Below are 26,044 nucleotides of genomic sequence, written 5' to 3' on the forward strand. Positions count from 1 at the left end.
CATGAAAAGCTATCATCACGCATAGCCTTTTCATGTATTCTTTGCAAATAACATGAGCGAGAATCAGTCACTAAAAGAAAAGACAGCCAAAGGACTATTTTGGGGAGGATTCAGCAACGGCATACAGCAGTTGCTAAACCTACTTTTCGGAATATTCCTCGCGCGATTACTCACTCCGTCAGATTATGGAATGGTGGGAATGTTGGCCATCTTCTCCCTCATTGCCAGCTCGATACAAGAAAGTGGTTTCACAGCTGCCCTTGTTAATAAGAAAGAAGTGACGCACAATGATTACAATGCCGTATTCTGGTTCAACGCGGCCATCAGTCTGTCGCTGTACCTGCTGTTATTCCTCTGTGCACCGCTTATCGCTGACTTTTACGATACTCCCGAACTGACACCACTGGCACGTTATTCTTTTATCGGCTTCTTCATTGCCAGTCTGGGAATATCCCACAGTGCCTATCTCCTGCGTAATCTGATGGTCAAACAGCGGGCATTGTCTTCGGTTATCGGACTCACCGTGTCCGGAATCACCGGAGTCACTCTTGCCTACTTTGGTTTCTCTTATTGGGGAATTGCTACGCAAAGCATCGTTTACGTAACCATCAACACAGCCTGTTACTGGCATTTCACCCGTTGGCGACCAAGCTTGCAGTTCAACTTCACCCCGATTAAGGAAATGTTCGGATTCAGTGGGAAACTACTGGTTACCAATGTATTCAATCACATCAATAACAATCTGTTTTCCGTGATACTGGGTAAATTCTACAGCGAAAAAGAAGTAGGATATTACAACCAAGCCAATAAATGGTGCGGCATGGGACAACTCTTCATCTCCGGCATGATAAACGGAGTAGCGCAACCGGTACTCACCAAAGTGTCCGACGACCTTGAACGGCAAAAACGGGTATTTCGCAAAATGCTGCGTTTCACCGCTTTTGTCTCGTTTCCCGCCATGTTGGGATTGGGAATCGTATCGGAAGAGCTGATTATCATCACCATCACCGACAAGTGGTATTCCAGCATATTAATCATGCAAATACTGTGTATCAGCGGAGCCTTTGCTCCCATCGCATACCTCTATCAACAACTGATTATCAGTAAAGGAAAATCCCGCATCTATATGTGGAACACCATAGCGCTCGGCATCATCTTACTGTCAAGCGTTCTATTAGCCCACTCTTATGGGATCTTTACCATGCTCACCGTCTATGTATCCATCAACATACTGTGGCTACTGACATGGCACTACTTTGTATGGCAGGAAATAGGATTGAAGCTTCGCCATGCCCTGATGGACATACTTCCTTATGCTGCCATTGCGGCTACGGTTATGGTAATCACCTATTACACCACCCGCTCCATCGAGAATATTTATCTCCGCCTGGCAAGCAAGATAGTGCTTGCTGCAGCACTCTACGTAGCAACCATGTGGGGCAGCCGATCGGTTACTTTTAAAGAAAGCATTCAATATTTCATCAAAAAGAAGACACATGAACCCAAATGACCTTGCCACCCGATACCATCTTCTGAATAGTTCTTTCAAAAAGACGATGATTTATCACATAGGTATAGATGCCGGTTTCTTCACCGAATATACCTATATGCTTCACGCAATGCTTTATTGCCTGCAACACAAAATACAGTTCAAGCTCTACTCCGACGACGCCAACTTCGGATGGGAAAAAGGTTGGGAAGATTGTTTCGCCCCCTTCTGCGAGCAAGTGCACGAACCGTTTCATCACACTTATAACACCCATCGCCTCCCCTCCTGGCAGGCATTGATGAAAGACAAAAAGCTGCCTAAGACGAAGTTACTGAAATGGAAACTGAAAGTAACCTGTAAGAACATCATCGGAAAAGCCCTTGCTTTCTTCACGTATGGCAAACCGGTCCGACTCAACTTTCAAGTGACGTTCAACCCCAACCAGCATTTCCATATCCCCGAACTGGGAATAGACGGTGACTACCTCCACACCTTCCAAAAGCTGACGGAAATCACCTGGAAACTCAACGACACCACCGCACAGGAATGTCTCCAATTTGCCGCCAGCCTGCAACTTCCGCCTCAATACGCAGGATGCCAAATACGCGGAGGAGACAAGATCACCGAAACCAACCTGCTTCCACCGGAACATTACATACGCCTCATCAAAGAAAAAACAGCCATCCGCGACGTCTTTGTATTGACCGACGACTACCGCCTCTTCGAGCAATTGCAAACCCTTGCCCCGGACATACACTGGTACACCCTTTGCAGCCCCGACGAAAAAGGATACGTCAACAGCGCTTTCACGCAGACCACCAAAGAGCTGAAACAGAGACAAATGACACGTTTCCTTTCCTCGATACAGATATTGATGAATGCCTCCGTCTTTATAGGAAGCATCACCACCGGTCCCAGCCTGTTCCTATTGAAGAAATTCTATCCGGACATTAATCCGGCAGACTGTCTGCTCAAGGACTTTCCGCAAGCATCCGTCCTCCCCATCCCGGGACGCGGACAAGTGGCCACCGAATTTATGCAAGGAAACTTAAAGTGATAGTAACTCAAAGTTATAGTAACTTAGCAATATAATTACTACTTTTGTAGCACAACGTGCATTAACCATTTCCGATGAACAAGAAATATACAGCCGAAGAGCTTGATTTATTACATGCCGAACTCTACGACATATTGGGAGAAACCATCCGGGTGTGTCAGAAGCACAACATTCCCTATTTTGTGATTGGCGGCACGGCAATCGGTGCACTCTACGACCAGGCGATTCTCCCCTGGGATGATGATATTGACATAGGCATGACGCGGGAGAACTACAACAAATTTCTGAAAGTAGCTCCCGGGGAACTGGGTCCTTCCTACTTCCTTTCATGGATAGAGACAGACCCTCATACCCCGTATTATTTTGCCAAAGTCAAGAAAAACGACACCCTTTTTGTAGAAGAAATGTTCAAGAATGTCCCGATGCATCCGGGCATTTTTGTCGATATATTCCCATTCGACAAAATTCCCGACAACAAGCTGCTGCGAAGAATACAATCCGAAGCACTCGGCTTCCTCAAATGCTGCCTGATGGGAAAAGAGATATGGATGTGGAAACACTTCGGTACATGTGAAATAGAGAACCCCACGAACCGGGGAGCCTTCTCCTGTTTCCTGAACAGGGTAGTCGACCTGCTTTTCTCTAAAAAAGCAATCTACCGCATGCTGGTGTCAGTTCAAAGCTGTTTCAACTCACGAAACACCCGTTACTATAACAACGTAATGGCCACTGCCGACCACGTAACCGTAGAAAGCATCCGCCACCTGCAACCCGTGAAATTCGGCCCTCTCACAGTGACCGCCCCCGACGACCTGGAAGGATTTTTGCGTTACAACTATCCAACCCTGCATCGATTTACAGAAGAAGAGCAGGAAAAAGTGAACAACCACTATCCTGCCGCCCTGTCATTCAGTACAACCCCAAAACAAGAACTATGAATATGAAATCCGCTTTAGTAGACGTCCCGGTACTTATCCTGTTCTTCAACCGCCCGCAACAGTTGTCGCAAGTGTTCGAGCAAGTGAAGAAAGCGCGTCCGTCCCGCCTCTTCCTCTATCAGGACGGAGCACGAAACGAACGTGACCTGCCCGGAATAAAAGCCTGCCGTGAAATCGTATCACAGATAGACTGGGAATGTGAAGTAGAACGGCTTTATCAGGAAAAGAATTTCGGCTGCGACCCTTCGGAGTACATTTCGCAGAAATGGGCCTTTTCGAAAGTCGACAAGTGCATCGTATTGGAAGACGACGATGTGCCCGCCGTCTCCTTTTTCCAATTCTGCAAGGAGATGCTGGATAAATACGAATATGACACCCGCATCAGCATGATTGCCGGATTTAACCCCGAAGAAATCACCCAAGATATGCCCTACGACTATTTCTTTACCACCACCTTCTCTATCTGGGGATGGGCAAGCTGGAAACGGGTAGTCGACCAATGGGATGAGTTCTACAACTTCCTGGACGACTCCTTCAATATGCAACAACTGGAACAGCTTATCAAGGAACGCAAATTCCGGAGCGACTTTATCTACATGTGCCAGCGTCACCGGGAACAGCAGAAAGCCTTTTATGAAACGATCTTCCACGCCTCCATACTGTTCAACTCCGGGCTAAGCATCGTGCCTACCCGCAACATGATTAATAACTTGGGAGCAACGGCAGATTCCACCCATTTCGCCGGCTCGATTCATACCCTGCCCAAAGGTTACCGCCGCATCTTCACGATGAAGCGCTATGAGGTGGATTTTCCACTGAAACATCCCCGCTACGTCATCGAAAACGTTGCCTACAAAGAGAGCGTTTACCGCATCATGGGCTGGGATCATCCGTGGATCAAGATCGGACGTTCGTTCGAAGAACTGTTCCTCAACCTGAAATACGGCAATTTCTCCATCATTACGAAAGCTGTCAAAAACCGAATCAACAAATGGCTGAAAAGAAACAAGCACCACTAAATAAGTTGCTTACTATTTATTTTTACCATACCCGCCTCACACGGGAAAGCTACGAGGAATGGAAAGAATATAAATTCCCCGGACACATCTTATACGGACTTCCTTTACTGGAGAATTACGGAATACACTCCGTGATGCACAAATGCAAATATTTCTCCGGCCGTCTGAAACTCATGCTTTACGCCACCAAAGAGATTCTCTTCTGCAAGGAGAAATACGACGTCCTCTACGCCACCTCTTTCCGGGGTATAGAGCCCGTCATCTTCCTCCGTGCACTGGGACTGTACCGCAAGCCCATCGTGATCTGGCATCATACGGCTGTCGTCACCAATCCCAAACCGTGGCGCGAACAAATCTCCCGCCTTTTCTACAAAGGTATAGACCAAATGTTCCTGTTCAGTCGGAAACTGATTCAGGACTCGCAGAAAACCCGGAAAGCACCGTCCCACAAACTGAAACTCATCCATTGGGGACCGGATCTTCCTTTCTACGACCACCTGCTTGCAGAAATGCCCGACCGGAAGCCCGAAGGATTTATCTCCACCGGCAAAGAAAACCGGGACGTAGACACCTTGCTCCAGGCATTTGCCGCAACGAACGAGAAACTGGATTTGTACATTGCCGTCTCATGCGGTAACATCAACTATAAAAAGATCATCGACCCGTATGCATTGCCCGACTCCATTCGCATCCATTATACCGACGGAGTGATTCCCTACGAACTGGGGAAACTGGTGGCACGCAAAAGTTGTATCGTGATCTGCTGCCTGGACTTCCCCTATACCGTAGGACTGACCACGCTCGTGGAAGCATTCGCCCTCGGCATCCCCGTCATCTGTTCGCGCAACCCCAACTTCGAAATAGACATCGACAAGGAAGGAATAGGCATCACCGTAGAATATAACGACGTACAAGGCTGGATAGACGCTATCCGCTACATCGCCGACCACCCCGAAGAGGCACGGCGCATGGGAGAGAATGCCCGCAAACTGGCGGAAGAACGTTTCAACCTCGAAATCTTTTCACGCGAAATAGCAGAAAGCTTGCTGGAAATATCAAACATTTCCTCTAAAAACCGTACATTTGCATAAACTTTTGCCCATGAGAGTCCTGATTATAAATACATCTGAACGAATAGGAGGAGCAGCCATCGCAGCAAGCCGGTTGATGGAGTCACTGAAAAACAACGGCATCAAAGCCAAAATGCTGGTACGTGACAAACAGACCGACCAAATCAGTGTTGTCCGCTTAAAAAGTAACTGGTTGCAAGTGTGGAAGTTCATGTGGGAACGGATTGTGATCTGGAGTGCCAACCGTTTCCGGCGTTACCATTTGTTTGACGTAGACATCGCCAACACAGGTACAGACATCACCTCACTCCCGGAATTCCGCCAGGCCGACGTGATCCATCTGCATTGGATCAACCAGGGAATGCTCTCACTGAACGATATACGAAAGATACTGACCTCCGGCAAACCCGTAGTCTGGACCATGCACGATATGTGGCCATGCACCGGCATCTGCCATTACGCACGGGAGTGCAACAACTATCAGCAGGAATGTCACGACTGTCCGTACATCTACAAAGGCGGGGGACGAAAGGATTTATCCTATCGCACGTTCCGCAAAAAACAGAAGTTATACAGCTACGCTCCCATTCATTTCGTCACGTGCAGCCATTGGCTGAAGGAACAAGCCCAGACCAGTGCATTATTTGAAGGGAAAAGCGTGACCAATATTCCGAACGCTATTAATACCAACTTGTTCAAACCCATGAACAAGAAGGAAGCGCGTGCCAAATTCATGTTGCCGGAAGGTAAGAAACTAGTTTTGTTCGGTTCATTAAAGATCACCGATAAACGAAAAGGGGTCGACTATCTGATTGGGGCATGCAAACTGTTGGCAGAAAAGCATCCGGAATGGAAAGACTCACTGGGTGTAGTCGTATTCGGCAACCAGTCGCAGCAGTTACAGGAACAACTTCCTTTCCATGTATACCCGCTCCCTTATATCAAAAATGAGCATGAAGTAGTGAATATCTACAATGCCGTAGACCTCTTCGCCATCCCGTCTCTGGAAGAGAATCTTCCCAATATGATTATGGAAGCAATGGCCTGTGGAGTGCCTTGTGTCGGTTTTAATGTGGGAGGTATCCCCGAAATGATCGATCATCTGCACAACGGCTACGTGGCACAATACAAATCCTCGGAAGATTTTGCCAACGGCATACATTGGATATTGACGGAACCGGAATACAACGAACTCTCTGCACAGGCCTGCCGCAAGGTTCTGGGTAATTATTCGGAGAGTATCGTTGCAAAGAAATATACAGATGTCTACAATAAAATAACGGGGAAATATGCATAGTGTCCATCCTACTCCCAAGTTCTCTATCATTACGGTGACATACAATGCTGAAAAGGTATTGGAAGACACGATTCAAAGTGTAATCTCACAAACCTATCATCATATAGAATACATTATCGTGGATGGAGCTTCCAAGGATGGAACCCTCTCTATTATCAACCGCTACCGGTCACGCATACACACCGTCGTCAGCGAACCCGACAAAGGACTGTATGACGCTATGAATAAGGGCATCGCCCTTGCCAGCGGTGATTATCTCTGTTTCCTGAATGCAGGCGACTGTTTTCATGAGGATGATACGCTGCAACAAATGGTGCACACCATCAACGGCAATGAACTGCCCGATATACTTTACGGAGAAACCGCTATCGTAGACAAGGACAGGCATTTCCTGCGGATGCGCAGATTGTCCGCCCCTGAAACGCTCACCTGGAAAAGTTTCAAACAGGGAATGTTAGTCTGCCACCAGGCATTCTTCCCCCGCCACACGCTCGTAGAGCCATATAATCTGCAATATCGCTTTTCTGCAGATTTCGACTGGTGCATCCGCATCATGAAGAAAGCACGTACTTTGCACAATACCCACCTGACAATCATCGACTATCTGGAGGAGGGAATGACTACCCGGAATCAGAAAGCATCCCTCAAAGAAAGATTTCGGATCATGGCAAAGCATTACGGGCTGATTGGAACCGTGGCGCATCATGCATGGTTCGTGATCCGTGCAGTTACTCACCAGTAGGCGAAGGCATATAAAGCATCACCTGGTCTAATATCACTCCTTCGTCCAATGCCTTGATTACCAATTTGTGGGACTTCTTTCCGGATACCGGAAGTCGAACCGTTCGGATGGCTTGATTGCGCAGCACGTTCTCTTTCCATTCTTCACTCCGTCCTTTCGTTTCATAAGAGATCACTTCAGGCGCTGCATCGTCCAACGATATTGAGAAACGTAATTGATCTCCTCTCACAGGATGATTAGGCAACAAGCGGATGTCAACCTCTACCGAGTCTGTTTTCCAGTTGTCAAAAGAGAACATCAGTGCATCTCCCTTGTCAATGCCTGTCGCTTTGCTTTCATATCCCAGGCCCTCACAAATAGCAGAAGTTCCTTTCCGCGCATTCAAGGTCTTACTATTCGGGATATTCTTCCCATCCAAGCCGTTCCATTTATAGATAGCTACACGCTCTTTCATCATCGGAGAAGTAGCCGTTTTTCTTTCCACGCGATTGAATACGGGGAGTTTTCGGGGTTGGAAATCCATCATGCGGTTCCACTTTCCATCTTCCAGTGAGTTATACTGTTTTGTCAATACTACAATGCTGTCATAGGCAAGATCACTTTTCTCCCAGTCCGCTTTTCCGTGGCGGGCTAATTGGGCATATAGCAATTTCCGGTTCATCTGTGTAGCAGCTTGCACCGGGTATTTCACCAATTCAAAATAGGCACTTTGTCTGCCGGATGGGATTTTCGAAGCTGCCCGTTCCACTGTCTCCGACAATTTATCATAAGCCTGCAAACGTCCGTTGATTTCTTTTTCACTCCATGGGAGATCTTTGACAACACGATAAACAGGATCTTTCTCCTCTTCCCTCGTATTTCCCATAAATTCAGGTTTACGAATATGGGCCAGACGATAGTGTTCCTGCATCACAGGTAATACTGCCTTTGCGCACGAAGCTCCCAATTCCCGTTCCAGCCAGTGTTTCAGATGAGAGGTCACTCCTTCCGAGGCCACAGCTTCTATATTCCAGGCCATATCCATAAACAACTCTATCTGATACTCGGCAGGCTTGATATCTCCGACGTTCAGTATCCACATCTTCTGTATGCCTCGATCGTAAGCCAGCTTCATTTGTTGGAAAATCAGATACGGGCTCATCGTACTCAACCAGAGATGGTCATGCGGACGTCCCCAATAAGAAACATGATAATAGACTCCATTCCCTCCTTTACGTGCGCATTCTTCGGCCGTAGGAAAATGACGGATATAGCCATAGTTATCGTCACACCACATCAATGTTACATCATCGGGCACCTGTAATCCGGCATGATAAATGTCGAGTACCTCTTTATAAGGGATAAAAACCTGCGGGACTTTAGTTACATCCTTATCAACATATTTTTCAATCAACCCGCGTTGATCTGCAAACACACGATCTATTACGGCCTTCTGTTCTTCCACCGTCTTCGCTCCCTGCATCTTGCCATCGTGTACACCACGCATACCCAACGTATAGAGTATTTCCTGATCTGCCACCTCTTTTACACGGTCTTCCCAGAATTTGTAAACAGCCGGAGCATTATTCACATAATCATAAGCCCCTTCTCCTCTTCGTTTCCACTCGCCGGCAGCGCTGCAAGCCATCGGTTCGCAATGGGAAGCACCGATGAAGATTCCATATTTCTTGGCAGCTTCCTGATTGCCTTTGGTCAGGAAGAAAGGAAGTGTACATTCGTGCATTGCAGGCCAATAGGTGTTGGCACGCAGACGAAGTAAGAGTTCAAAAATACGCTCGTTGGTACGCGGGCCTATCTCACCTTTCACTTTTGAAGGTTCATAGGTCCGACTGCTCCATGGCATCAAGCCCCAGTCTTCATCATTAATAAATATACCCCGATATTCCACCGAAGGAGCCTGAAGACTTTGGAATTTGGAAGATAGCTTAAAAAGTTTCTTCTTTTCCGGAGTTACGTCCGCCCACCATTCCCAGGGAGAGACACCTAACAAACGGGATATTTCGAGTATTCCATAAGCCGTACCATGTTTGTCACTACCGGCTACGATCAATTTACCCTCCGGAGAAACAGATAATAGAAAAGCCTGCTTCTTGCCTCTTAACGCAGAAACATCTATGCCGGTCCGGCTGATAAGCTCACTCTGCCCCACCGTTCCTATCACAATTTCACCTGTTTTCTCATTCGCTTGGGTAGTCGACGACAATACTGTCTGAATATCACGCCCCAGCATTTCCAATGCGGTTCGTACAACCAGTTCTTCAGAAGGGCTGCAAGCGATGACAACTGTTTGACCGGAAGTCAAAACAAAATCCTTACTACGAATCGGTAAAGCAACTATCAAGAAGATGAAAAAAGAAAACAGAAGTTTATGTCTCATAGGTTCTATTATTTATAGAAAACAAAATTACAGGTTTGCAGAAAATGTACTATAGAATAGTGTACAATTTCATAGAATTCCATCCGGCCTATTTAAAATGTAGCAGGCAACGCAAGCAACTGATACATCAGCGTTCGTGCCATGCGTATCTGTCCTTTCGTGCTGGGATGCAAACGGTCATATCCTGCATCATAGAAATAAATCAGTTGTTCTTCCACCATCGGATTCAATCCGGTTACCGCATTAAAATCAATCACGGGGACTCCCCACACATTGCCGGCTTCTTTAACAGCCTGCACGTAGGCATCTACATATTCGCCACAACTGTTCTGGTAGTTTTCATCCGGTTGCACATTCGTTTCTCCAAAATTGGCCAGTGAGCGGTGCAACGGGGTCAGCAACACAATCTGCTTGTCCGGGAAGAGTTGTTTCAGCCTATTGATTCCTATGTTGATACGTCCCTTATACGTGCTTCCATCCATTATAGGAGTACGTTTCTTACGGGTTTCCAGCTTTTGAGTTTGCCCACGGGCTGCCATCACTTGTTCTTCTGTTTCCGTAAACCATTCTCCAATAGGTACACCATCATTAAAATCATTCGTACCCATCAAAATCACGATAGCATCTACTTCTCCGCCGTGTTCTTTCTTCAGTTGTTCGGCTTGACGAGGCACATCATTCCATTGCCTGCCACTGATACCATATACATAAGGAGTAATTCCCAGCCATTCCTGCAGAAAATCCCAGTATTTCTTTATCTTGTCACCATAACAGTTGGGATCTGTAATAGAGTCTCCCAAATATCCCACTCTTTTTCCTTGCCACGGGTGCCGGATGCATCCATTATTCGTTTCAACAGAGTTTGCCACTTTAGAAGATTGATTCTGTCCGCACAGAAAAGAGGAACAGAAAAACAGGATGGTACATGTGAGTAATAATTTGCTTTTCATCGGTATCATACATTAAATGAGAGATTTGTATTTAATATTCGACAAAAATAACTCAAAAAAATGTAGTTTCAATCAATTTGGACGATCAATCTCATCCATGCAACCGGATATATAAACATATTCCTATTTGACTATTCTTGCTAAAATACAGGTTTACAGTCTTTTTTCAATCAAGTTATCATTGAGTTTTGCAGCTAAAACCCTATCTTTGTCACAAACTAAAAGAAATAATCGGATGTTTAACTCATTTTCATTCCATAAGGATTCCGTTCTGTAAATAATCTGTAAGCCTTCCTCTCATTACAGATTATCCCTTATGTTTTCTGACATACTCTTGTCAGAGTTATTTTCTATATCTAAATTTTCAAACTATTTGTATGGTCAAATGGTTGCAAGCATCATTATATGCCTCCATTCGCCGTACAACTAAAATATTAAAACAATGAGTAACGATTTTAAATCAATCCACGAATTCGATTTTACACTGATATGTAATTACTTCAAGGCATTAAAACGTCAAGGTCCCGGAAGTCCTGAAGTCACACAAAAAGCCGTAAGCTTCATCAACGAACTGTCCGACAAGGCACGAATAGCCGACATTGGCTGTGGCACAGGCGGTCAGACAATGGCATTAGCCAACTATACGAAAGGACAAATTACAGGTATCGACCTTTTCCCCGACTTTATCGAGCTATTCAACAAAAATGCAATAGAAGCCCATTGTGAAGACAGAGTAAAGGGTATCGTCGGTTCCATGGACGCTCTGCCATTTCAAGAGGAAGAACTCGATCTGATCTGGTCCGAAGGCGCTATCTATAACATAGGATTCGAACGCGGCATGAACGAATGGAACAAATTCCTGAAAAAGAACGGATTTATCGCTGTAACGGAAGCCTCCTGGTTCACCCCGGAACGTCCCTCCGAAATAGAAGACTTCTGGATGGCCAATTACCCGGAAATCGATACGATTCCAAGAAAGATAATGCAAATGGAAAAAGCAGGATATATCCCGACAGCCCATTTCATTTTACCGGAAAATTGCTGGCTTGAGCATTTCTACGCTCCCCAGTTCCCTGTTCAGGAAGCTTTTTTGAAGGAATATGCAGGAAATGACGCAGCCGCAGACCTCATCACCGGGCAACGGTATGAAGAGAGCCTATATAATAAGTATAAAGAATACTACGGCTACGTATTCTATATAGGACAAAAAAAAGATTGATTATCTGCCGGAGAAGTTAGCAAGATAGGACAACTCTCCGGCATTTATAATCCTTTACTTTGCAGAAAACATGGAGACGAAAGATATCAATAAACAGGAATATCAGTTACGGATCAATAAAGTGACCGACTATATTCACAATCACATAGACCAGCCGTTATCATTACAGAAAATGGCAGGTATCGCCTGCTTTTCTCCTTTCCACTTCCATCGCGTATTTACAATCCTGACGGGCGAAACGCCTACGGATTATATCAAACGCACCCGGATTGAAAAAGCAGCCCTATTATTAAAACGAAACAAGGAACTTTCCGCCACCGAAATCGCCCGTCTTTGCGGCTTTAGCAGCCTTTCACTTTTAAGTCGCAATTTCAGGTTGCATTTCAGTATGACGATCCGGGAGTTCCGTTCATTAAAATAAAACCCTAAAGAATATGGAAAAAGAAAATAAGATTCTGATTTTTCGAACTTCTATCACCCAAAGGCGTGACATCAAGCGCATAGGAGAGCTTTTGGCAGAGTTCCCCCAAATAGACAAATGGAATGTGGACTTTGAAGACTGGGAGAAAATATTAAGAATCGAGTGCAGGGATATCTCTGCACTCGAAATATCGGAAGTACTCCGGAACAATCATATTTTTGCCACCGAACTGGAATAAAACCGGGAAAAGAAAACCTCTCAAACTCCCAACAACTGTTTCAATTCAGCCACTCCTTCAGAAGCTCCCTTCTGAATTACATGTATCGAACGGGAAGTATGCGTATCTACCGGTTTCGGATCAATCAGATACACCTCTGCTCCTCTCGGTACATAATGAAGCAGCCCCGCCGCAGGATATACGTTAAGCGACGTACCGATAATGACGAAAATATCCGCTTTCTCCACATATTGGATGGCGGTTTCAATTTCCGGCACAGCTTCTCCAAACCATACGATAAAAGGTCGCAATTGAGTGCCGTCGCCGGCCTTGTCTCCCATCTTCACTTCATATTCTTCCGGTTTCAGTTCTTTTATGTAGTGGGGATTATGAGGATCTCTGCTGGAACACACTTTCGTCAGTTCGCCATGCAGATGAATGATGTGGCTACTCCCGGCACGTTCGTGCAAGTTATCAATATTCTGTGTCACCACCGTCACATGGAAGTTTTTCTCCAGTTCCGCCAACAATTCATGTCCACGGTTCGGTTTCACCTCCAACAACTGCTTCCGACGCTCATTATAGAAATTAATCACCAAAGCCGGGTCACGCTGATAACCTTCAGGAGTGGCCACCTGCTCCACAGGATACCTATCCCACAAACCGCCTGCATCGCGAAATGTACTAATCCCACTCTCGGCACTCATACCCGCACCCGTCAAAACTACCAGATTCTTCATTACTATTCCTCCTTCTTTTTTAATAGCCACACAAATGTAATCAGAATCATCGAATAAAAGAACACTTTCTCACGCTTAATATAATCCAATTTATGCAGAACTTTAAGATGAAAGATGCAGATAGTTAGCATCATTTATGGCAACAACTATTCGTCTGACTACTGTTACTCTTTCGTCTGACAGTTGTCAGACGAAAGAGTAACAGTAGTCAGACGAAAGTTCAACAGCTGTCAGACGATTAATTATCTACATAAACCAACCTAAATAATAAGAATAAGCCGATTAAATCCTACGAACAAAAAAACTAATTCTTTAAAGAAAAGCGATTAACTTTCACAGATATAAGAATTTTTAAATAGCAAATGCTAAATCATTCAAATAAAACACGTACTTTTGCGATTCATAAATTTGCAATTGATTGAAAGCTAAAACCATGATGGTGATACATTTCAATCGCCAACAAAAAACATTATATGGATAAATTCAGTTACTCTATTGGCCTCGGAATTGGTCAAAACTTATCAAGCATGGGAATCGGAAACCTTGCGGTAGATGATTTCGCACAAGCAATCAAAGACGTATTGGAAGGCAATCAGACGGCTATCAGCCACAATGAAGCCCGCGAAATAGTAAACAAGTATTTCGAAGAACTGGAAGCTAAAATGGGTGCCGTTGCTATCGAGCAAGGACAAGCTTTCCTCGAAGAAAACAAAAAAGGACCGGGCGTAGTTGTTCTTCCCAGCGGACTACAATATGAAATCATCAAAGAAGGTACAGGCAAAAAGCCGAAAGCTACCGACCAGGTAAGATGCCACTATGAAGGAACATTGATTGACGGTACACTGTTCGACAGCTCTATCCAACGCGGAGAACCGGCTGTATTCGGTGTCAACCAAGTAATCCCGGGATGGGTGGAAGCTTTGCAGCTGATGCCGGAAGGTTCTAAATGGAAACTGTATATTCCGTCAGAACTTGGTTATGGCGCAAGAGGTGCCGGAGAAATGATCCCTCCTCATAGCACACTCATTTTTGAAGTAGAATTACTCGAAGTATTATAAATAAAAAATTTCAAAGCAAAATGAAAAAAGTTAGTATTTTTATGGCAATCGCCGCTGCTGCAAGCCTTGCTTCTTGTACAGCTCAAGCTCCTAAAGCAAATCTGAAATCAGACATCGACTCACTGTCTTATTCTATCGGTATGGCGCAGACTCAAGGTCTGAAAGGCTATCTGACAGGTCGTCTGGACGTTGATACTGCTTATATGGCAGACTTCATCAAAGGTTTGAATGAAGGTGCAAACAAGACTAGCAAAAAAGACATCGCTTACATGGCAGGTCTGCAAATCGGTCAGCAAATCAGCAACCAGATGATGAAAGGTATCAACCAGGAATTGTTTGGCACTGACTCTACTAAAACCATCAGCAAAGAAAACTTCCTGGCAGGTTTCATCGCAGGTACTTTAGAAAAAGGTGGCGTAATGACTATGGAAGCAGCTCAAGAATATACTCGTACAGCTATGGAAACTATCAAAGCAAAAGCTTTGGCAGAAAAATATGCTGACTACAAAGCTGAAAACGAAAAATTCCTCGCTGAAAACAAGACTAAAGACGGCGTAAAAACAACTGCAAGCGGTCTGCAATACAAAGTAATCACTGAAGGCAAAGGTGAAATTCCTGCTGACACTTGCAAAGTGAAAGTGAACTACAAAGGTACTTTGATCGACGGAACAGAATTCGACAGCTCTTACAAACGTAACGAACCGTCTACTTTCCGTGCCAACCAAGTAATCAAAGGTTGGACAGAAGCATTGACTATGATGCCTGTAGGTTCTAAATGGGAACTTTACATCCCGCAAGAACTTGCTTACGGTGCTAGAGAATCTGGCAATCAAATCAAACCGTTCTCTACTTTGATTTTCGAAGTTGAACTGTTGGGCATCGAAAAAGATAAGAAATAAGAAAGTTCTTTTCTAAATAGAAAAAGGAAAGAGGTGCAAAACGTTTGTGCCTCTTTTTTTTGCTTTTTCCTATTTTTTTTCTCCGAAAAGAAGAATAATTAAAATAAATCTCTATATTTGCTTACTATTTGATAACAACAGGAAATTACAATTTATTATTATGGAAAGAATAGACAACCTCGACAGGCAGATCCTAGAGATTATCTCCCAGAATGCCCGCATCCCTTTTAAAGACGTAGCAGCCGAATGTGGAGTGTCACGCGCAGCTATTCATCAGCGTGTGCAAAGACTGATTGACCTAGGTGTCATTGTAGGCTCTGGTTACCATGTGAACCCGAAATCATTGGGCTACAGAACTTGTACCTACGTGGGTATCAAGCTGGAAAAAGGCTCCATGTACAAATCTGTCGTAGCAGAATTACAAAAGATTCCCGAAATTGTGGAATGTCATTTCACTACAGGACCGTACACAATGCTGACAAAACTTTATGCATGCGACAACGAACATCTGATGGATTTGCTGAATAACAAAATGCAAGAAATACCGGGTGTGGTAGCTACCGAGACATTGATTTCTCTGGAACAGAGTATCAAGAAAGAAATCCCCATCCGCGTTGAAAAATAATTGTGATGGAGTTTCTAAATGAATATCACCTTGCAGGGTTATTCATCGGAATCTGTACCTTTTTGATTATCGGCCTTTTTCACCCCGTCGTGGTAAAGGCCGAATACTATTGGGGTACAAAATGTTGGTGGATATTTCTGGTACTCGGCATAGCCGGTGTGGTCGCCTCATTAAGCATCGATAATGTGATTTTATCTTCTTTGCTTGGCGTGTTTGCATTTTCTTCCTTCTGGACGATTAAAGAGGTCTTCGAACAGGAAGAACGGGTACAAAAAGGATGGTTCCCCAAGAACCCGAAGCGCAAATATAAGTTCTAAAAATAAAGTATCGTAGTTTTTTATCAAAAGGATTTGCATAATTCGAGGGAAAATACTACTTTTGTCACCGCATCCAACAAAGGATACATCGGACTTGTAGCTCAGTTGGTTAGAGCAACAGACTCATAATCTGGAGGTCCCTGGTTCAAGCCCAGGCTGGTCCACAAACTAAGAGGCTCATTCCTAAGGGAATAGAGCCTCTTTTAGTTTGTAAACCCACCAGATATAAGTCTGTTGCTTCGGTAATATTAGCCTTAATTTAGGTAGTTGTTGACCTATTGTTGACCCCAAATTAATAGGTTAAAATGCTAACAATTAAAGCAGAAGTCCAACAGGACAAACAGAGGAGTGATAAGACATACAATGTCAAGGTAAGGTTTACAATGAATAGAAAGGTAAGAAGATTATCTACAAACCTATTCATAACACCTAAAGAACTTACTAAAGACTTCAAATTCAAGGAAGGTACTCCTATTAAGAAGGAGATTGATAATCTGGTAGTATACTACAAAGAACGGTGTAACAAACTTCAAATAGACCAGAATAATTACACATTAGAGGACATATTGGAGTTATTAAACCATGAACATGAGAAGAACCAAGTAATAGATTTCATTAAATTCAGTCGTGAATGGATAGCCTCAACTACAATCAAAGGTGCACCCAATTATACAACTGCCATTAATGCTTTAGTGCGTTTCATAGGTAAGGAGGAGTTGGATATTAATCTAATTACTCTTGACTTCTTAGAAGACTTCAAATCATTCTTGAATAAAGAACGTGAGATACGGACTAAAAGATTAATGCAGCAAGGCAAACGTGTACCTTCTAATCGTTCACTCTCCCTTTATTTGATAAGTATCAAGAAGTTGTTCAATGAAGCCAAGAAGAGGTATAATAAGAAGGATAAGAATTTAATCTTAATTCCCAACTCACCCTTCATAGAACTTGAAATACCCAAACAAGAAGCTACCCGTAAAAGAGCTATATCTGCAGATATTATAAAGAAGGTATGGAAGTTACCATATAAGGACATGAAGAAAGGTTACAAAGCTACGTGCCGTTATAATTTGGCTAAAGATTGCTTCATTCTATCATTCTGCCTTATGGGGATGAATTCAGCAGACTTATACAATGCCACTGAAATGAAAGACAATACAATTATATATAATCGTACCAAGACTAAAGACCGCAGACTGGATAAAGCTCAAATGAAGGTTGATATACCTAAATTAGCCCAACCACTCATTGAGAAGTATAAGGATGAGACAGGTAAACGCCTCTTCAATTTCTATCAATATTACGTTGACGAGAAAGGTTTTAATAAAGCCATAAACTATGGTTTAAAGGAGATTGGAACATTATTAGAGATTGACGACTTGGAATATTATGCAGCAAGGCACTCATGGGCTACCATAGCACTCAATAAAGTGGGAATTGACAAATATACAGTCCATGCAGCGTTAAACCATGTTGATGAAACAATGAGGGTAACGGACATCTACATTGAGCGGGATTTCGCCAACGAGAACAGAGCTAATGCGAAGGTCGTGAAGTACGTATTTGGTAGAATGTAATTACATTCTGTAGTAATTTGTAATGCTGTTCTATTGTGTAATGGAGCAGCATTATTTATCTTTACAGCACTAATAAGAAGCGATATGAGAGATTACATACTACCAATTCCAGAATTAAAGAAGATAGAACCCATACTCACGGAATACTTTGGCTATAAGCGTGCCATGTTTGAGAATGAACTGTCAGCTACTTACTACCATGAATATCCCAACGGAATCAGTGAAGATATTTGTAAGAACTACATGACAGACTATTCATTTCTAAACACTATCGCAGTAGATAACGGAGTATTTGATTATAAACGGTATGCTCCCAAATCGACTTCTACCAGTAAGGCGTTTAATCCAAGTAGCTTCATTATGGATTCAGAACACAATATACTTATCACTCTGCCAAGTGATAATTTATTGGAACGGCTGATTGATTTATTACAGAAGCATGGTGAAACTGATAATGACGGAGTAATTGGAATAAGTATGCTTGTTGTAGCTGCCATATATGAGAAGTATAAGAATGGTGAACTTTACACAGAAGTTGTCATATCAGAGAACACACTGCCTTATCTGGAACAAGTCCGTCCAGAAATGCTAAAGCTATATGAGTTGCTGAATACCAAGAGATACTCACCTTCCAAGAAGAAGGAGCTAAGGGTATTCAGTCCTATAACCATTGATAACGGAGTTAAGAAGATTACTCTTGATAACTCTTGCTATTGGCTGAGTGATTTATTGGATAACTACCTTCACATCTATTTAGGAGTAAACAGTTTGGAAGAAGCCCAACAGGAATTGAAGGAAGTATATTCACAGAAGAAGGGCAGGAAAGCCAATAATGCAGCCCATAATCTAATCATGTATGGTACATTCCACCTGTTACAAAGATATTCCTCAATAAAGACCAAGAGTGAACAGATACGTATGACTTTAGACTACATGGAATTATTATTTGAAGCAGGCAGTTTCAATAATGATGAGAACTACACCAATGCAGCAATAGCCTATTTGGTGAAACAAGGCTATAAACCGCAATGGAAGACCAAACAGACAGAAGACTACAATTTCTCACCCAATAATCAGTCTACAGAACATCTCTGGTAATTAATAATCCACCAATCCTTACAGACTACCATGTAATCACGTGGTAGTTATTTTTATGTCTTTAAATTAGCTAATTCGCTGATATTCTTACATCTAAAGAATGCACTTCAAATCGCCTTCTATTCTTTATAACACACCTTCCGACTATTCCTCACCTTTGCAATGTAATCAGAAACGATAAGGCGCCAAGTTGAAGATTGCACCAATTTATAAACTTAATTATTAATTTAAATTTAAACTATCATGAAGAAGATTTATTTAGAAGTTAAAGTTGTTGCAAATAATGAAGTAAGAAACGTAGCTTTTGCTAAAGGTATTAACCGTGCCATCAACTTGGGCAATGTAGAGAAGATATTAGCCATGATGAAGGTCAAGGGTTATAGAAAGGCAGAAATGGTACAGGTCGTTAAGGCAGAAGATGTAATCACAACAGGTGACATTCGTCTGGTTGACATTAACGGACAGGATATAAATCCAGAAGATGCAGCCAAATACTTCCTTGTATTGGACGGTCAGCACAGAACCATTGCCGCATCCCTCTATAATGAATGGGCAGCGGAGAACGGAGAGGAAGCAATAAATGTACCCGCCATTGAAGTTGAACTGCAAGGGAATGAAACCATTGCAGAATACATCAACGAGATTAATATTACCAAGAAGGAATGGACTACCCCAGACTATGTGCGTGGTGCAGCCAATATTAACCCAGACAATGAATTTCTGCAACGGTACAACGAATTAATAAAGAGCGAGAAGAACCCAGACGGTTATCCAATCTCAACACTGAACCTTATCTTTTGTGGCAATAATAACGCTATATCAAAGTCTGACTTCTCTTTATTATGCTCTGGTAAGGATGAGAAGGGGAAGAAGGTGAAGAAGCCTATCATTCCAGCCTATAACATGGAGATAGGTAACAAGTTCATCCAAATCTGCAAGGATAAAGGCTTTGATGACAAGGATATTGCCAAGAGATACTTAAGTAACCAATTCAATAATATCAAGACAATTACAGGAGATGTCAAGGAAGCTGTCAAGATATTCCAGTCCATTACACAGAACGACAAGGCGGCAATGTTCAATACACACGGAAATCTGGACGAGAATTTAGTAATGGAACAGTTTGAGAAGATAAGAGAACGGTACAATCGCCCTACTACTGTCATCTCAATTAAAGACAGCAAGGAAGTGACCGCCAATGATGACACAGAGGACATTCCTTATCTGGAAGCGGAAGAAGTCTGACCATGTAAAGAGCCTATGTGACAGGTAGGCTCTTCTACTCCAGATTCTTCCAGAGTGGTGAATTTCCATTATATAATAATACGGGTTACCCTAATAAATGAAGCTGAGAGTAACTTAAAGTCTGATTATTGAGGTGACAGGTAGCTGTTTTCCAATCACCAAGCAGAAGTGGGGATAAAGTTGGAATCTCCAAAGAGTGGTGAATTATCCCTATATAAAACGGTCAGTTACCCCAATATTCAGAGTTTAGGATTATTTAAAGTCCAATAATTAGGGGCACAGGTAACATATTTAAAATCACAAAAGATAACTTATGGTAAAGTTAGAAATTCAAGAGCGGGACGGCTTCCTCATTATGAAGGACTTCCCAAAGAACTGTATCTTCAACAAGGTGAAGACAGGATGTGGTGCTACTACGATAGCACTTACCAATGACGAGAATTACATTATAGCCGTACCTACGACAGAGTTAGTAATTAATAAGTGTTATCCACCTAAGGATAAGAATGGTAAGGACATTACTTGGAAGAGGTCACAGATTCAAGCAGGCGTAAGTCCTACTAATGACAGACTGTTCGGCTTGTATGGCAGTTTCAATAAAACAGTGCAAGCCAAGTTAAGGAAGTTTCTTGATAAGGACGGAGTGAAGAAGATAATCTGCACTTATGACAAGGTTGACAAGTTGATTCCTGTTATCAATCCACTGGAATTTAAAATACTTGTGGATGAGTACCACAACCTGTTAAAACAGTACGGGTTTAGGACAATAGTGATAAATCAAATCATAGAGAACTTCAAATGCTTCAAATCCCATTGCTTCCTGACCGCAACCCCTATCCCAGAACTGTTCAAGCCCAAAGTCTTTGCTGAAATGACAGAGTACGTGGCTGATTGGAAGACAGTGGATAAGATTACAGTCTACCCTTATCCATGTAAAAGCGCAAGCAGTACGGCTGCCAAGATTATAAGGCATTATAAAGACAACGGTTACTTTGTACTGGACGGGATTAAGAGTGAGGAAGCTTACTTCTTTGTTAATAGCGTAAGAGAGATGAAGGAGATACTTGAAGAAGCCAGACTGACTAATGATGATTGCAGAATTATATGTGCGGATGACGAGACGAACCATTACAAACTGGAAGGCTTTGAAATCTCCAGTTCAACAGCTCCCGCCAAACGGTTTACATTTATAACCTGTAAGGCGTTTGAAGGAGTGGATTATTATTCTGAAACGGCAATATGCTTCATTGTCAGCAACGGTTACAACAAGCATACCCTAATCAGCATTGACATGGATATTCCCCAGATTGCAGGACGTATCAGAACCAAATCCAATCCGTTCAGAAACAAGATAGTCCATATCTTTAATCCAAAGGTTATGAACTACTACCTTCCATTTGCTGAAATGAAGCAGAAGATAGCTAAGGAGCTTACAGCGGCAGAGGAACGGATACAGGTATTGAATGAGAGCAAGTTAGGGGAAGTTGCAAGGAAACAGCAGGACGATGAACTTAAGAAACTGGGGGCTGATACATATATCATCAAGAAGGGTGACAGGTATGAAGTCAATGACATGGTTGCCCAGTTAAAACTCTACCAACACTGGACTACACGTATAGTGTACAGGTCGGCAGAAGCATTGCAGGAAGGCTACAGACAGTTGGGCATGGCAATAGTCCAGACGTATGAATGGGACATTGCAGACGAGAATATTATCAAAGGCATACTTACCACTCCCCAATTCAGAGACAGGCTCAAACGCTTCTGTGACTTGAAGGAGAAATCCGCTCTGACTGATAACGAGTGGCAGGAGTTGGAAAGCCTTATGAAGAGAGACCCAATATTAGAACAGGGATATCAGCAGCTTGGATTAAGCCAACTAAGGAGAACAAGAACCAAGAAGGCTATCAAGGCTTTGATTGAATAAGAGTAAAACTCCAGACCACTAATACGGTTTGGAGTTTCTTATTATATACCCCAACCCAAGAATAGGGTATCTAAAATCATACCCCCGCCCTTTAGATTTAGGTTGTGTTTCTATTTAGACTTTATGCAGTGATAGGGTGAAATATTTGATTCGTCAGTGAGCGTATCAGATGTATATCGTGCATAAGCCCCCTCTATTACCCCTAATACCCCTCACCAATCATTAGGAGAAATGAAAGGATAACATGAATCGCTATTCAGTCAACAAACGCTTTGAACTTCTGAAATATGCGGACTTATCAACGATTTGTATATGTCTACATATAAAGATGCACAAAGATAAGTGAATGAATAGAACTTCATGTTAAGCCCTCATTTTGTCCTCAAATGCAGTATTTACTAATCATATTAACTTAATAATTTATCAGATTATGGAATCAACATTACAGATTATGCCAGTGCAGAGAATTAGTAGAAACTTTGGTGAATATGCAGAAGAAGCGGTAATAATTGAAGAGCCAATTATTAAGCAGAAACGCCCGTTATTTATTGAAGCCAATACGATTGAAGCCAGTTTGGAACATCTAAGGAATGATTGTATTATCCCTGTATTTGCCAAAGATAACGAAGCTACATTATCTCATGTGGCTTTTATCGAAGCGGTACAGGATGCAACCAATACATTCTTTAGCGGTGAACAAATTGAATCGCCAGATATTCGTGTTTCTCATGTAATCAAAGGCAGGATTCCCGAAGCAATTCATAAGCCAGCCAATCAGTTATTAGAGAGTGACAAGACTATCTACTATGAGAGGTGCGCTTTTGTTATTGAAGTTCCTACTATCTATGAGACAGTACACGGTAACAGGCTAACACTTACTATTGGTGGTGTCAGAGCTTATAACCACACCAATCTTTATTCAAAGAAGGGTGCGGAGCGGTTTAAAGTGTTTATTGGCTTCACCTGTAAGGTTTGCACAAATCTATGTGTATCTACAGACGGTTATCTTAGTTGTTTGGAAGTTACCAATACAAGGGATTTATATCAAGCGGTATTGGAAATGTTCCACAAATACGATGCAGCCAAACACATACATTTGATGCAGTCTTTAGGCAATACCTGTATGACAGAGCATCAATTCTGCCAACTATTAGGCAGAATGAGACTTTATCAATCATTACCACAGGGGTATCAAAAGGATATTCCTAAAATGTTGCTTACTGATACACAGGTTAACAATGTGGCTAAAGCGTATATCAATGACGAGAACTTTGGCAGCTTGGGAAATGACTTGTCTATGTGGAAGTTCTACAACTTGCTCACAGGCGCTAATAAGAGTAGCTATATAGATTCATTCTTGGATAGAGCCTATAATGCTACAGAACTTGCAACAGGTATATGTTCCGCTTTACACGGTGATGACAAATACCAATGGTTTCTTAGTTAGTGGTATTACACAGTATTTAACAGGGGCATCCATATAATAAGGGTGTCCCTTAATTTATTCATTACTTAATTAATAATTAAAGATTTATGTTAGTAGCATTATTCGCTGTTATATTTTGGACTATTATGTTCTTTATTGCATGTGCAGTTTCGCCTATTGTATTCTTCTTCATGATTATTTGGGCTATATATCAATATTTCAAATTATTATGTTGAAGTAGTACATGAAGTACTAATAAGGGTATCTATATACTATATATAGGTACTCTTGCTATTTATAAACCTCTTAAATATTATAAATATGGTAATAGAAGGCAGTCGCGAATACAAGGCAGCGCAAGAACTTGAAAGAGCCTTGAATGATTATAGTTGGAATCCTAGAAGGTTTGCAGAGAGTACAAGGTGTTATCACCGTACACTACAGCAGGAATTAATAAAGACCATTGTGGAGATTATTCGCATGGTTGGCAGTAAGGACTATGGTACAGACCTTAGGAATCAGGCATCGCACGAACTTTGTCAACGGATAGTTGACAGTGGCGTGTTGGATGAAGCTCACCTACCTTTTATATAGGTTGAATGAAGTAAGGACATTATTTACTTAGTGTCCTTGCTTTATAATATTCACTTCTGTTATTAGTGAATGTTTAGCTAATAATCAGCAAGTTAGATATTCCAGTTTAAAATTAATATTCACTTATATTAGTTTCACTATAAAACAGAACGTTATGTCACTTAAATATTCAAGTACAACAGCAGATTATCTGCAATGGAGCGAAGCGATGAACTTAATAAGAAAATTGGCAAGGGATAGTAATTATAAGATGTCACTTCTTATTGCTTTAGGTTGCTTCACAGGTCTAAGAATTTCTGATATTCTTGCTTTGAGGTGGAATCAGATACTAGATGCAGAAGAGTTTACCATTACAGAGATTAAGACAGGGAAGCAAAGGACAATTAGGATTAACATGCAGCTACAACAACATATCAGAGATTGTTATGAGCATATAAATCCAGTTGGCATAAATGCTCCTGTATTGATAAGTCAGAAGGGGACAGTGTATACAGTTCAGAGAATCAATGTCATGTTGAAGGAGATTAAGAAGAAGTACAGGTTACATATAGGCAATTTCAGTTGCCATTCTCTTAGGAAGACCTTTGGCAGACAGGTCTACAACATGAATAACGATAATTCGGAGCTTGCACTTGTCAAGCTCATGGAGCTATTCAATCATTCCAGTGTATCAATTACTAAGAGATACTTGGGATTAAGGCAAGAGGAACTACTTAATACCTATGATTGTCTTAGCTTCTGATAATTAGGTTGGTATGGAAGCTCAGAATTTCTACTTATATGGGGATTTGGCAAGTTTCATACCAACCTTGAATTATTGAGTAGAGACAGCTCTCAATGATTAATGAACAATAGTTCTTGCAAATATAAACATCTTTCGTAACTTTGTGGCAGTTTCAGCCTTTAGCGTTAAGGTTGACTTGTATTTATTACGAAAGGTGTTATTGATATTATCTTCTATTGACAAATTCTCGCAAGATTTGGAAGTAGTATGAAGATGATAGCAATAGCACCCATATCTGTTTGATTATGTTTCCCTTTATGGGATTTCATAGCTCTAAATAGGTGTGGGGTTGCTGTTGCTTTATCCATACTACAGGCAATGCGAGAAGCCAGTCAATAGGATGAAGTTAATAGTTCCCTGCACCTTCTTTATTTAATAATGCCTACCGTAGGGGAACAGGTTGGCAGAATTAAATTTATATCAATTATGAGAACATTGAGATTTATTGGAACGACCTTGTTAATGGTTGTGTTGTGTTTGAACTTTACCGCTTGTGGTGATGATGACGATGATGATACTCCTACTTCCGAGAAACTTGTAGGTCAGTGGATATTGGTTTATGAAGAAGGATATGAGAAGAATCCTGCATATCCCGAATATGATGAAGAGTGGTCGAGAGTCCCCGAAGGAGAATGTTATGATTATGGACATTTGACATTTAGAGCAGACGGAACATTCACTGAATATGAATTAGATAACTCTGTTATTGGTAATGGTAAATGGACATTAAGTAATGGTCTTCTATCTTTACGCTATGGTTCAGATACAGATGTGTATGATTTGAAAGTTACAGAGTTGACTTCTACCAAGTTGGTACTTGAATGTTATGAAGAGAAGTCAGATGGTGACAAGGAATATTCTAAAATGACATATCAGAGGAAATAACTACTATGAGAATCAGACTATTCACTATATTATTAACCTTCACTCTCTGTATTAGTAATGTGTACAGTGTTAA

25 protein-coding genes and 1 tRNA gene are annotated in these 26,044 nt (G+C 42.1%); 23 read left to right on the forward strand and 3 right to left on the reverse strand.

The window, feature by feature from the left end; all coding sequences use genetic code 11:
- The first annotated feature begins 52 nt into the window (after positions 1-52).
- The 7 genes from HMPREF9010_RS22615 (at position 53) to HMPREF9010_RS22585 (ending at position 7,612) form a co-directional block, all read left to right on the forward strand.
- A complete protein-coding gene (locus HMPREF9010_RS22615) occupies positions 53-1,510 on the forward strand; it encodes a lipopolysaccharide biosynthesis protein (protein ID WP_008646566.1) in 1,458 nt (485 codons plus the stop codon).
- Complete coding sequence (locus HMPREF9010_RS22610) at positions 1,497-2,546, forward strand: hypothetical protein (RefSeq protein WP_008646567.1); 1,050 nt, start codon at positions 1,497-1,499, stop codon at positions 2,544-2,546. Before HMPREF9010_RS22615 ends, HMPREF9010_RS22610 begins: the two co-directional genes overlap by 14 nt.
- Positions 2,547-2,620: 74 nt before the next feature.
- Positions 2,621-3,484, forward strand: a complete 864-nt coding sequence (locus HMPREF9010_RS22605; RefSeq protein ID WP_004311138.1) for a phosphorylcholine transferase LicD — start codon at positions 2,621-2,623, stop codon at positions 3,482-3,484.
- Positions 3,481-4,503 (forward strand): hypothetical protein, encoded by a 1,023-nt coding sequence (locus tag HMPREF9010_RS22600; protein WP_004311137.1) that lies wholly within the window; start codon positions 3,481-3,483, stop codon positions 4,501-4,503. Before HMPREF9010_RS22605 ends, HMPREF9010_RS22600 begins: the two co-directional genes overlap by 4 nt.
- The gene (locus tag HMPREF9010_RS22595; RefSeq protein WP_004296594.1) at positions 4,476-5,594 is read left to right on the forward strand and encodes a glycosyltransferase family 4 protein; all 1,119 of its coding nucleotides are present in this window, start codon (positions 4,476-4,478) and stop codon (positions 5,592-5,594) included. Before HMPREF9010_RS22600 ends, HMPREF9010_RS22595 begins: the two co-directional genes overlap by 28 nt.
- Before the next feature lie 10 nt (positions 5,595-5,604).
- Positions 5,605-6,870 carry a glycosyltransferase family 4 protein gene (locus tag HMPREF9010_RS22590; protein ID WP_004296595.1) on the forward strand — a complete coding sequence of 422 codons (1,266 nt, stop codon included), beginning with the start codon at positions 5,605-5,607 and terminating at the stop codon, positions 6,868-6,870.
- A complete protein-coding gene (locus HMPREF9010_RS22585; RefSeq protein ID WP_004311135.1) occupies positions 6,863-7,612 on the forward strand; it encodes a glycosyltransferase family 2 protein in 750 nt (249 codons plus the stop codon). Before HMPREF9010_RS22590 ends, HMPREF9010_RS22585 begins: the two co-directional genes overlap by 8 nt.
- Here HMPREF9010_RS22585 and HMPREF9010_RS22580 read toward each other — a convergent pair.
- Both HMPREF9010_RS22580 and HMPREF9010_RS22575 read right to left on the reverse strand, forming a co-directional pair.
- The gene (locus HMPREF9010_RS22580) at positions 7,599-9,989 is read right to left on the reverse strand and encodes a glycosyl hydrolase 115 family protein (protein ID WP_008646569.1); all 2,391 of its coding nucleotides are present in this window, start codon (positions 9,987-9,989) and stop codon (positions 7,599-7,601) included. The two genes, HMPREF9010_RS22585 and HMPREF9010_RS22580, sit on opposite strands and share 14 nt — an antisense overlap.
- Before the next feature lie 92 nt (positions 9,990-10,081).
- Complete coding sequence (locus tag HMPREF9010_RS22575) at positions 10,082-10,939, reverse strand: SGNH/GDSL hydrolase family protein (protein ID WP_008646570.1); 858 nt, start codon at positions 10,937-10,939, stop codon at positions 10,082-10,084.
- 442 nt (positions 10,940-11,381) lie between these two features.
- Between HMPREF9010_RS22575 and HMPREF9010_RS22570 the strand changes: the two genes are divergently transcribed.
- The 3 genes from HMPREF9010_RS22570 (at position 11,382) to HMPREF9010_RS22560 (ending at position 12,817) form a co-directional block, all read left to right on the forward strand.
- Positions 11,382-12,158, forward strand: a complete 777-nt coding sequence (locus HMPREF9010_RS22570) for a class I SAM-dependent methyltransferase (RefSeq protein WP_004302574.1) — start codon at positions 11,382-11,384, stop codon at positions 12,156-12,158.
- Positions 12,159-12,228: 70 nt separating this feature from the next.
- Positions 12,229-12,579 carry a helix-turn-helix domain-containing protein gene (locus HMPREF9010_RS22565; RefSeq protein WP_004302575.1) on the forward strand — a complete coding sequence of 117 codons (351 nt, stop codon included), beginning with the start codon at positions 12,229-12,231 and terminating at the stop codon, positions 12,577-12,579.
- Positions 12,580-12,592: 13 nt separating this feature from the next.
- Positions 12,593-12,817 carry a hypothetical protein gene (locus HMPREF9010_RS22560; protein ID WP_004311131.1) on the forward strand — a complete coding sequence of 75 codons (225 nt, stop codon included), beginning with the start codon at positions 12,593-12,595 and terminating at the stop codon, positions 12,815-12,817.
- 20 nt (positions 12,818-12,837) lie between these two features.
- Here HMPREF9010_RS22560 and HMPREF9010_RS22555 read toward each other — a convergent pair whose 3' ends face one another.
- Positions 12,838-13,536 (reverse strand): SIR2 family NAD-dependent protein deacylase, encoded by a 699-nt coding sequence (locus HMPREF9010_RS22555; RefSeq protein WP_008775240.1) that lies wholly within the window; start codon positions 13,534-13,536, stop codon positions 12,838-12,840.
- Between the two features lie 473 nt (positions 13,537-14,009).
- Here HMPREF9010_RS22555 and HMPREF9010_RS22550 point away from each other — a divergent pair, with 473 nt between their 5' ends.
- From HMPREF9010_RS22550 to HMPREF9010_RS22490, 13 genes are all read left to right on the forward strand, one after another.
- Positions 14,010-14,594 (forward strand): FKBP-type peptidyl-prolyl cis-trans isomerase, encoded by a 585-nt coding sequence (locus tag HMPREF9010_RS22550; protein WP_004302578.1) that lies wholly within the window; start codon positions 14,010-14,012, stop codon positions 14,592-14,594.
- Positions 14,595-14,614: 20 nt separating this feature from the next.
- Positions 14,615-15,493 carry an FKBP-type peptidyl-prolyl cis-trans isomerase gene (locus HMPREF9010_RS22545; RefSeq protein ID WP_008646572.1) on the forward strand — a complete coding sequence of 293 codons (879 nt, stop codon included), beginning with the start codon at positions 14,615-14,617 and terminating at the stop codon, positions 15,491-15,493.
- A gap of 160 nt (positions 15,494-15,653) precedes the next feature.
- Positions 15,654-16,118, forward strand: a complete 465-nt coding sequence (locus tag HMPREF9010_RS22540; protein ID WP_004302580.1) for an Lrp/AsnC family transcriptional regulator — start codon at positions 15,654-15,656, stop codon at positions 16,116-16,118.
- Between the two features lie 5 nt (positions 16,119-16,123).
- Positions 16,124-16,435, forward strand: coding sequence for a DUF4491 family protein (locus tag HMPREF9010_RS22535; protein WP_004302581.1), 312 nt, complete (start codon positions 16,124-16,126; stop codon positions 16,433-16,435).
- Between the two features lie 90 nt (positions 16,436-16,525).
- Positions 16,526-16,599 (forward strand) — tRNA-Ile (locus HMPREF9010_RS22530).
- 141 nt (positions 16,600-16,740) lie between these two features.
- The gene (locus HMPREF9010_RS22525) at positions 16,741-18,012 is read left to right on the forward strand and encodes a phage integrase SAM-like domain-containing protein (protein ID WP_008646574.1); all 1,272 of its coding nucleotides are present in this window, start codon (positions 16,741-16,743) and stop codon (positions 18,010-18,012) included.
- An 84-nt stretch (positions 18,013-18,096) separates the two neighbouring features.
- Entirely contained in the window at positions 18,097-19,110 is a 1,014-nt protein-coding gene (locus HMPREF9010_RS22520; RefSeq protein ID WP_008646575.1) for a hypothetical protein, read from the forward strand.
- Positions 19,111-19,353: 243 nt separating this feature from the next.
- A complete protein-coding gene (locus HMPREF9010_RS22515; protein ID WP_004323956.1) occupies positions 19,354-20,355 on the forward strand; it encodes a hypothetical protein in 1,002 nt (333 codons plus the stop codon).
- Between the two features lie 313 nt (positions 20,356-20,668).
- On the forward strand, positions 20,669-22,282 hold the full coding sequence (locus tag HMPREF9010_RS22510) for a hypothetical protein (RefSeq protein ID WP_008646581.1): 1,614 nt from the start codon (positions 20,669-20,671) through the stop codon (positions 22,280-22,282).
- Between the two features lie 430 nt (positions 22,283-22,712).
- Positions 22,713-23,729 (forward strand): DUF3871 family protein, encoded by a 1,017-nt coding sequence (locus tag HMPREF9010_RS22505; RefSeq protein ID WP_008646582.1) that lies wholly within the window; start codon positions 22,713-22,715, stop codon positions 23,727-23,729.
- Positions 23,730-24,029: 300 nt separating this feature from the next.
- Entirely contained in the window at positions 24,030-24,302 is a 273-nt protein-coding gene (locus HMPREF9010_RS22500; protein WP_008646583.1) for a hypothetical protein, read from the forward strand.
- 154 nt (positions 24,303-24,456) lie between these two features.
- The gene (locus HMPREF9010_RS22495) at positions 24,457-25,044 is read left to right on the forward strand and encodes a tyrosine-type recombinase/integrase (RefSeq protein WP_008646584.1); all 588 of its coding nucleotides are present in this window, start codon (positions 24,457-24,459) and stop codon (positions 25,042-25,044) included.
- 468 nt (positions 25,045-25,512) lie between these two features.
- Positions 25,513-25,971: a lipocalin family protein gene (locus HMPREF9010_RS22490; RefSeq protein ID WP_008646585.1), complete on the forward strand. Its 459-nt coding sequence runs from the start codon at positions 25,513-25,515 to the stop codon at positions 25,969-25,971.
- The last annotated feature ends 73 nt before the right edge of the window (positions 25,972-26,044 follow it).

Origin of the sequence: Bacteroides sp. 3_1_23, from assembly GCF_000162555.1 — a bacterium.
Taxonomy (GTDB): Bacteria; Bacteroidota; Bacteroidia; order Bacteroidales; family Bacteroidaceae; genus Bacteroides; species Bacteroides ovatus.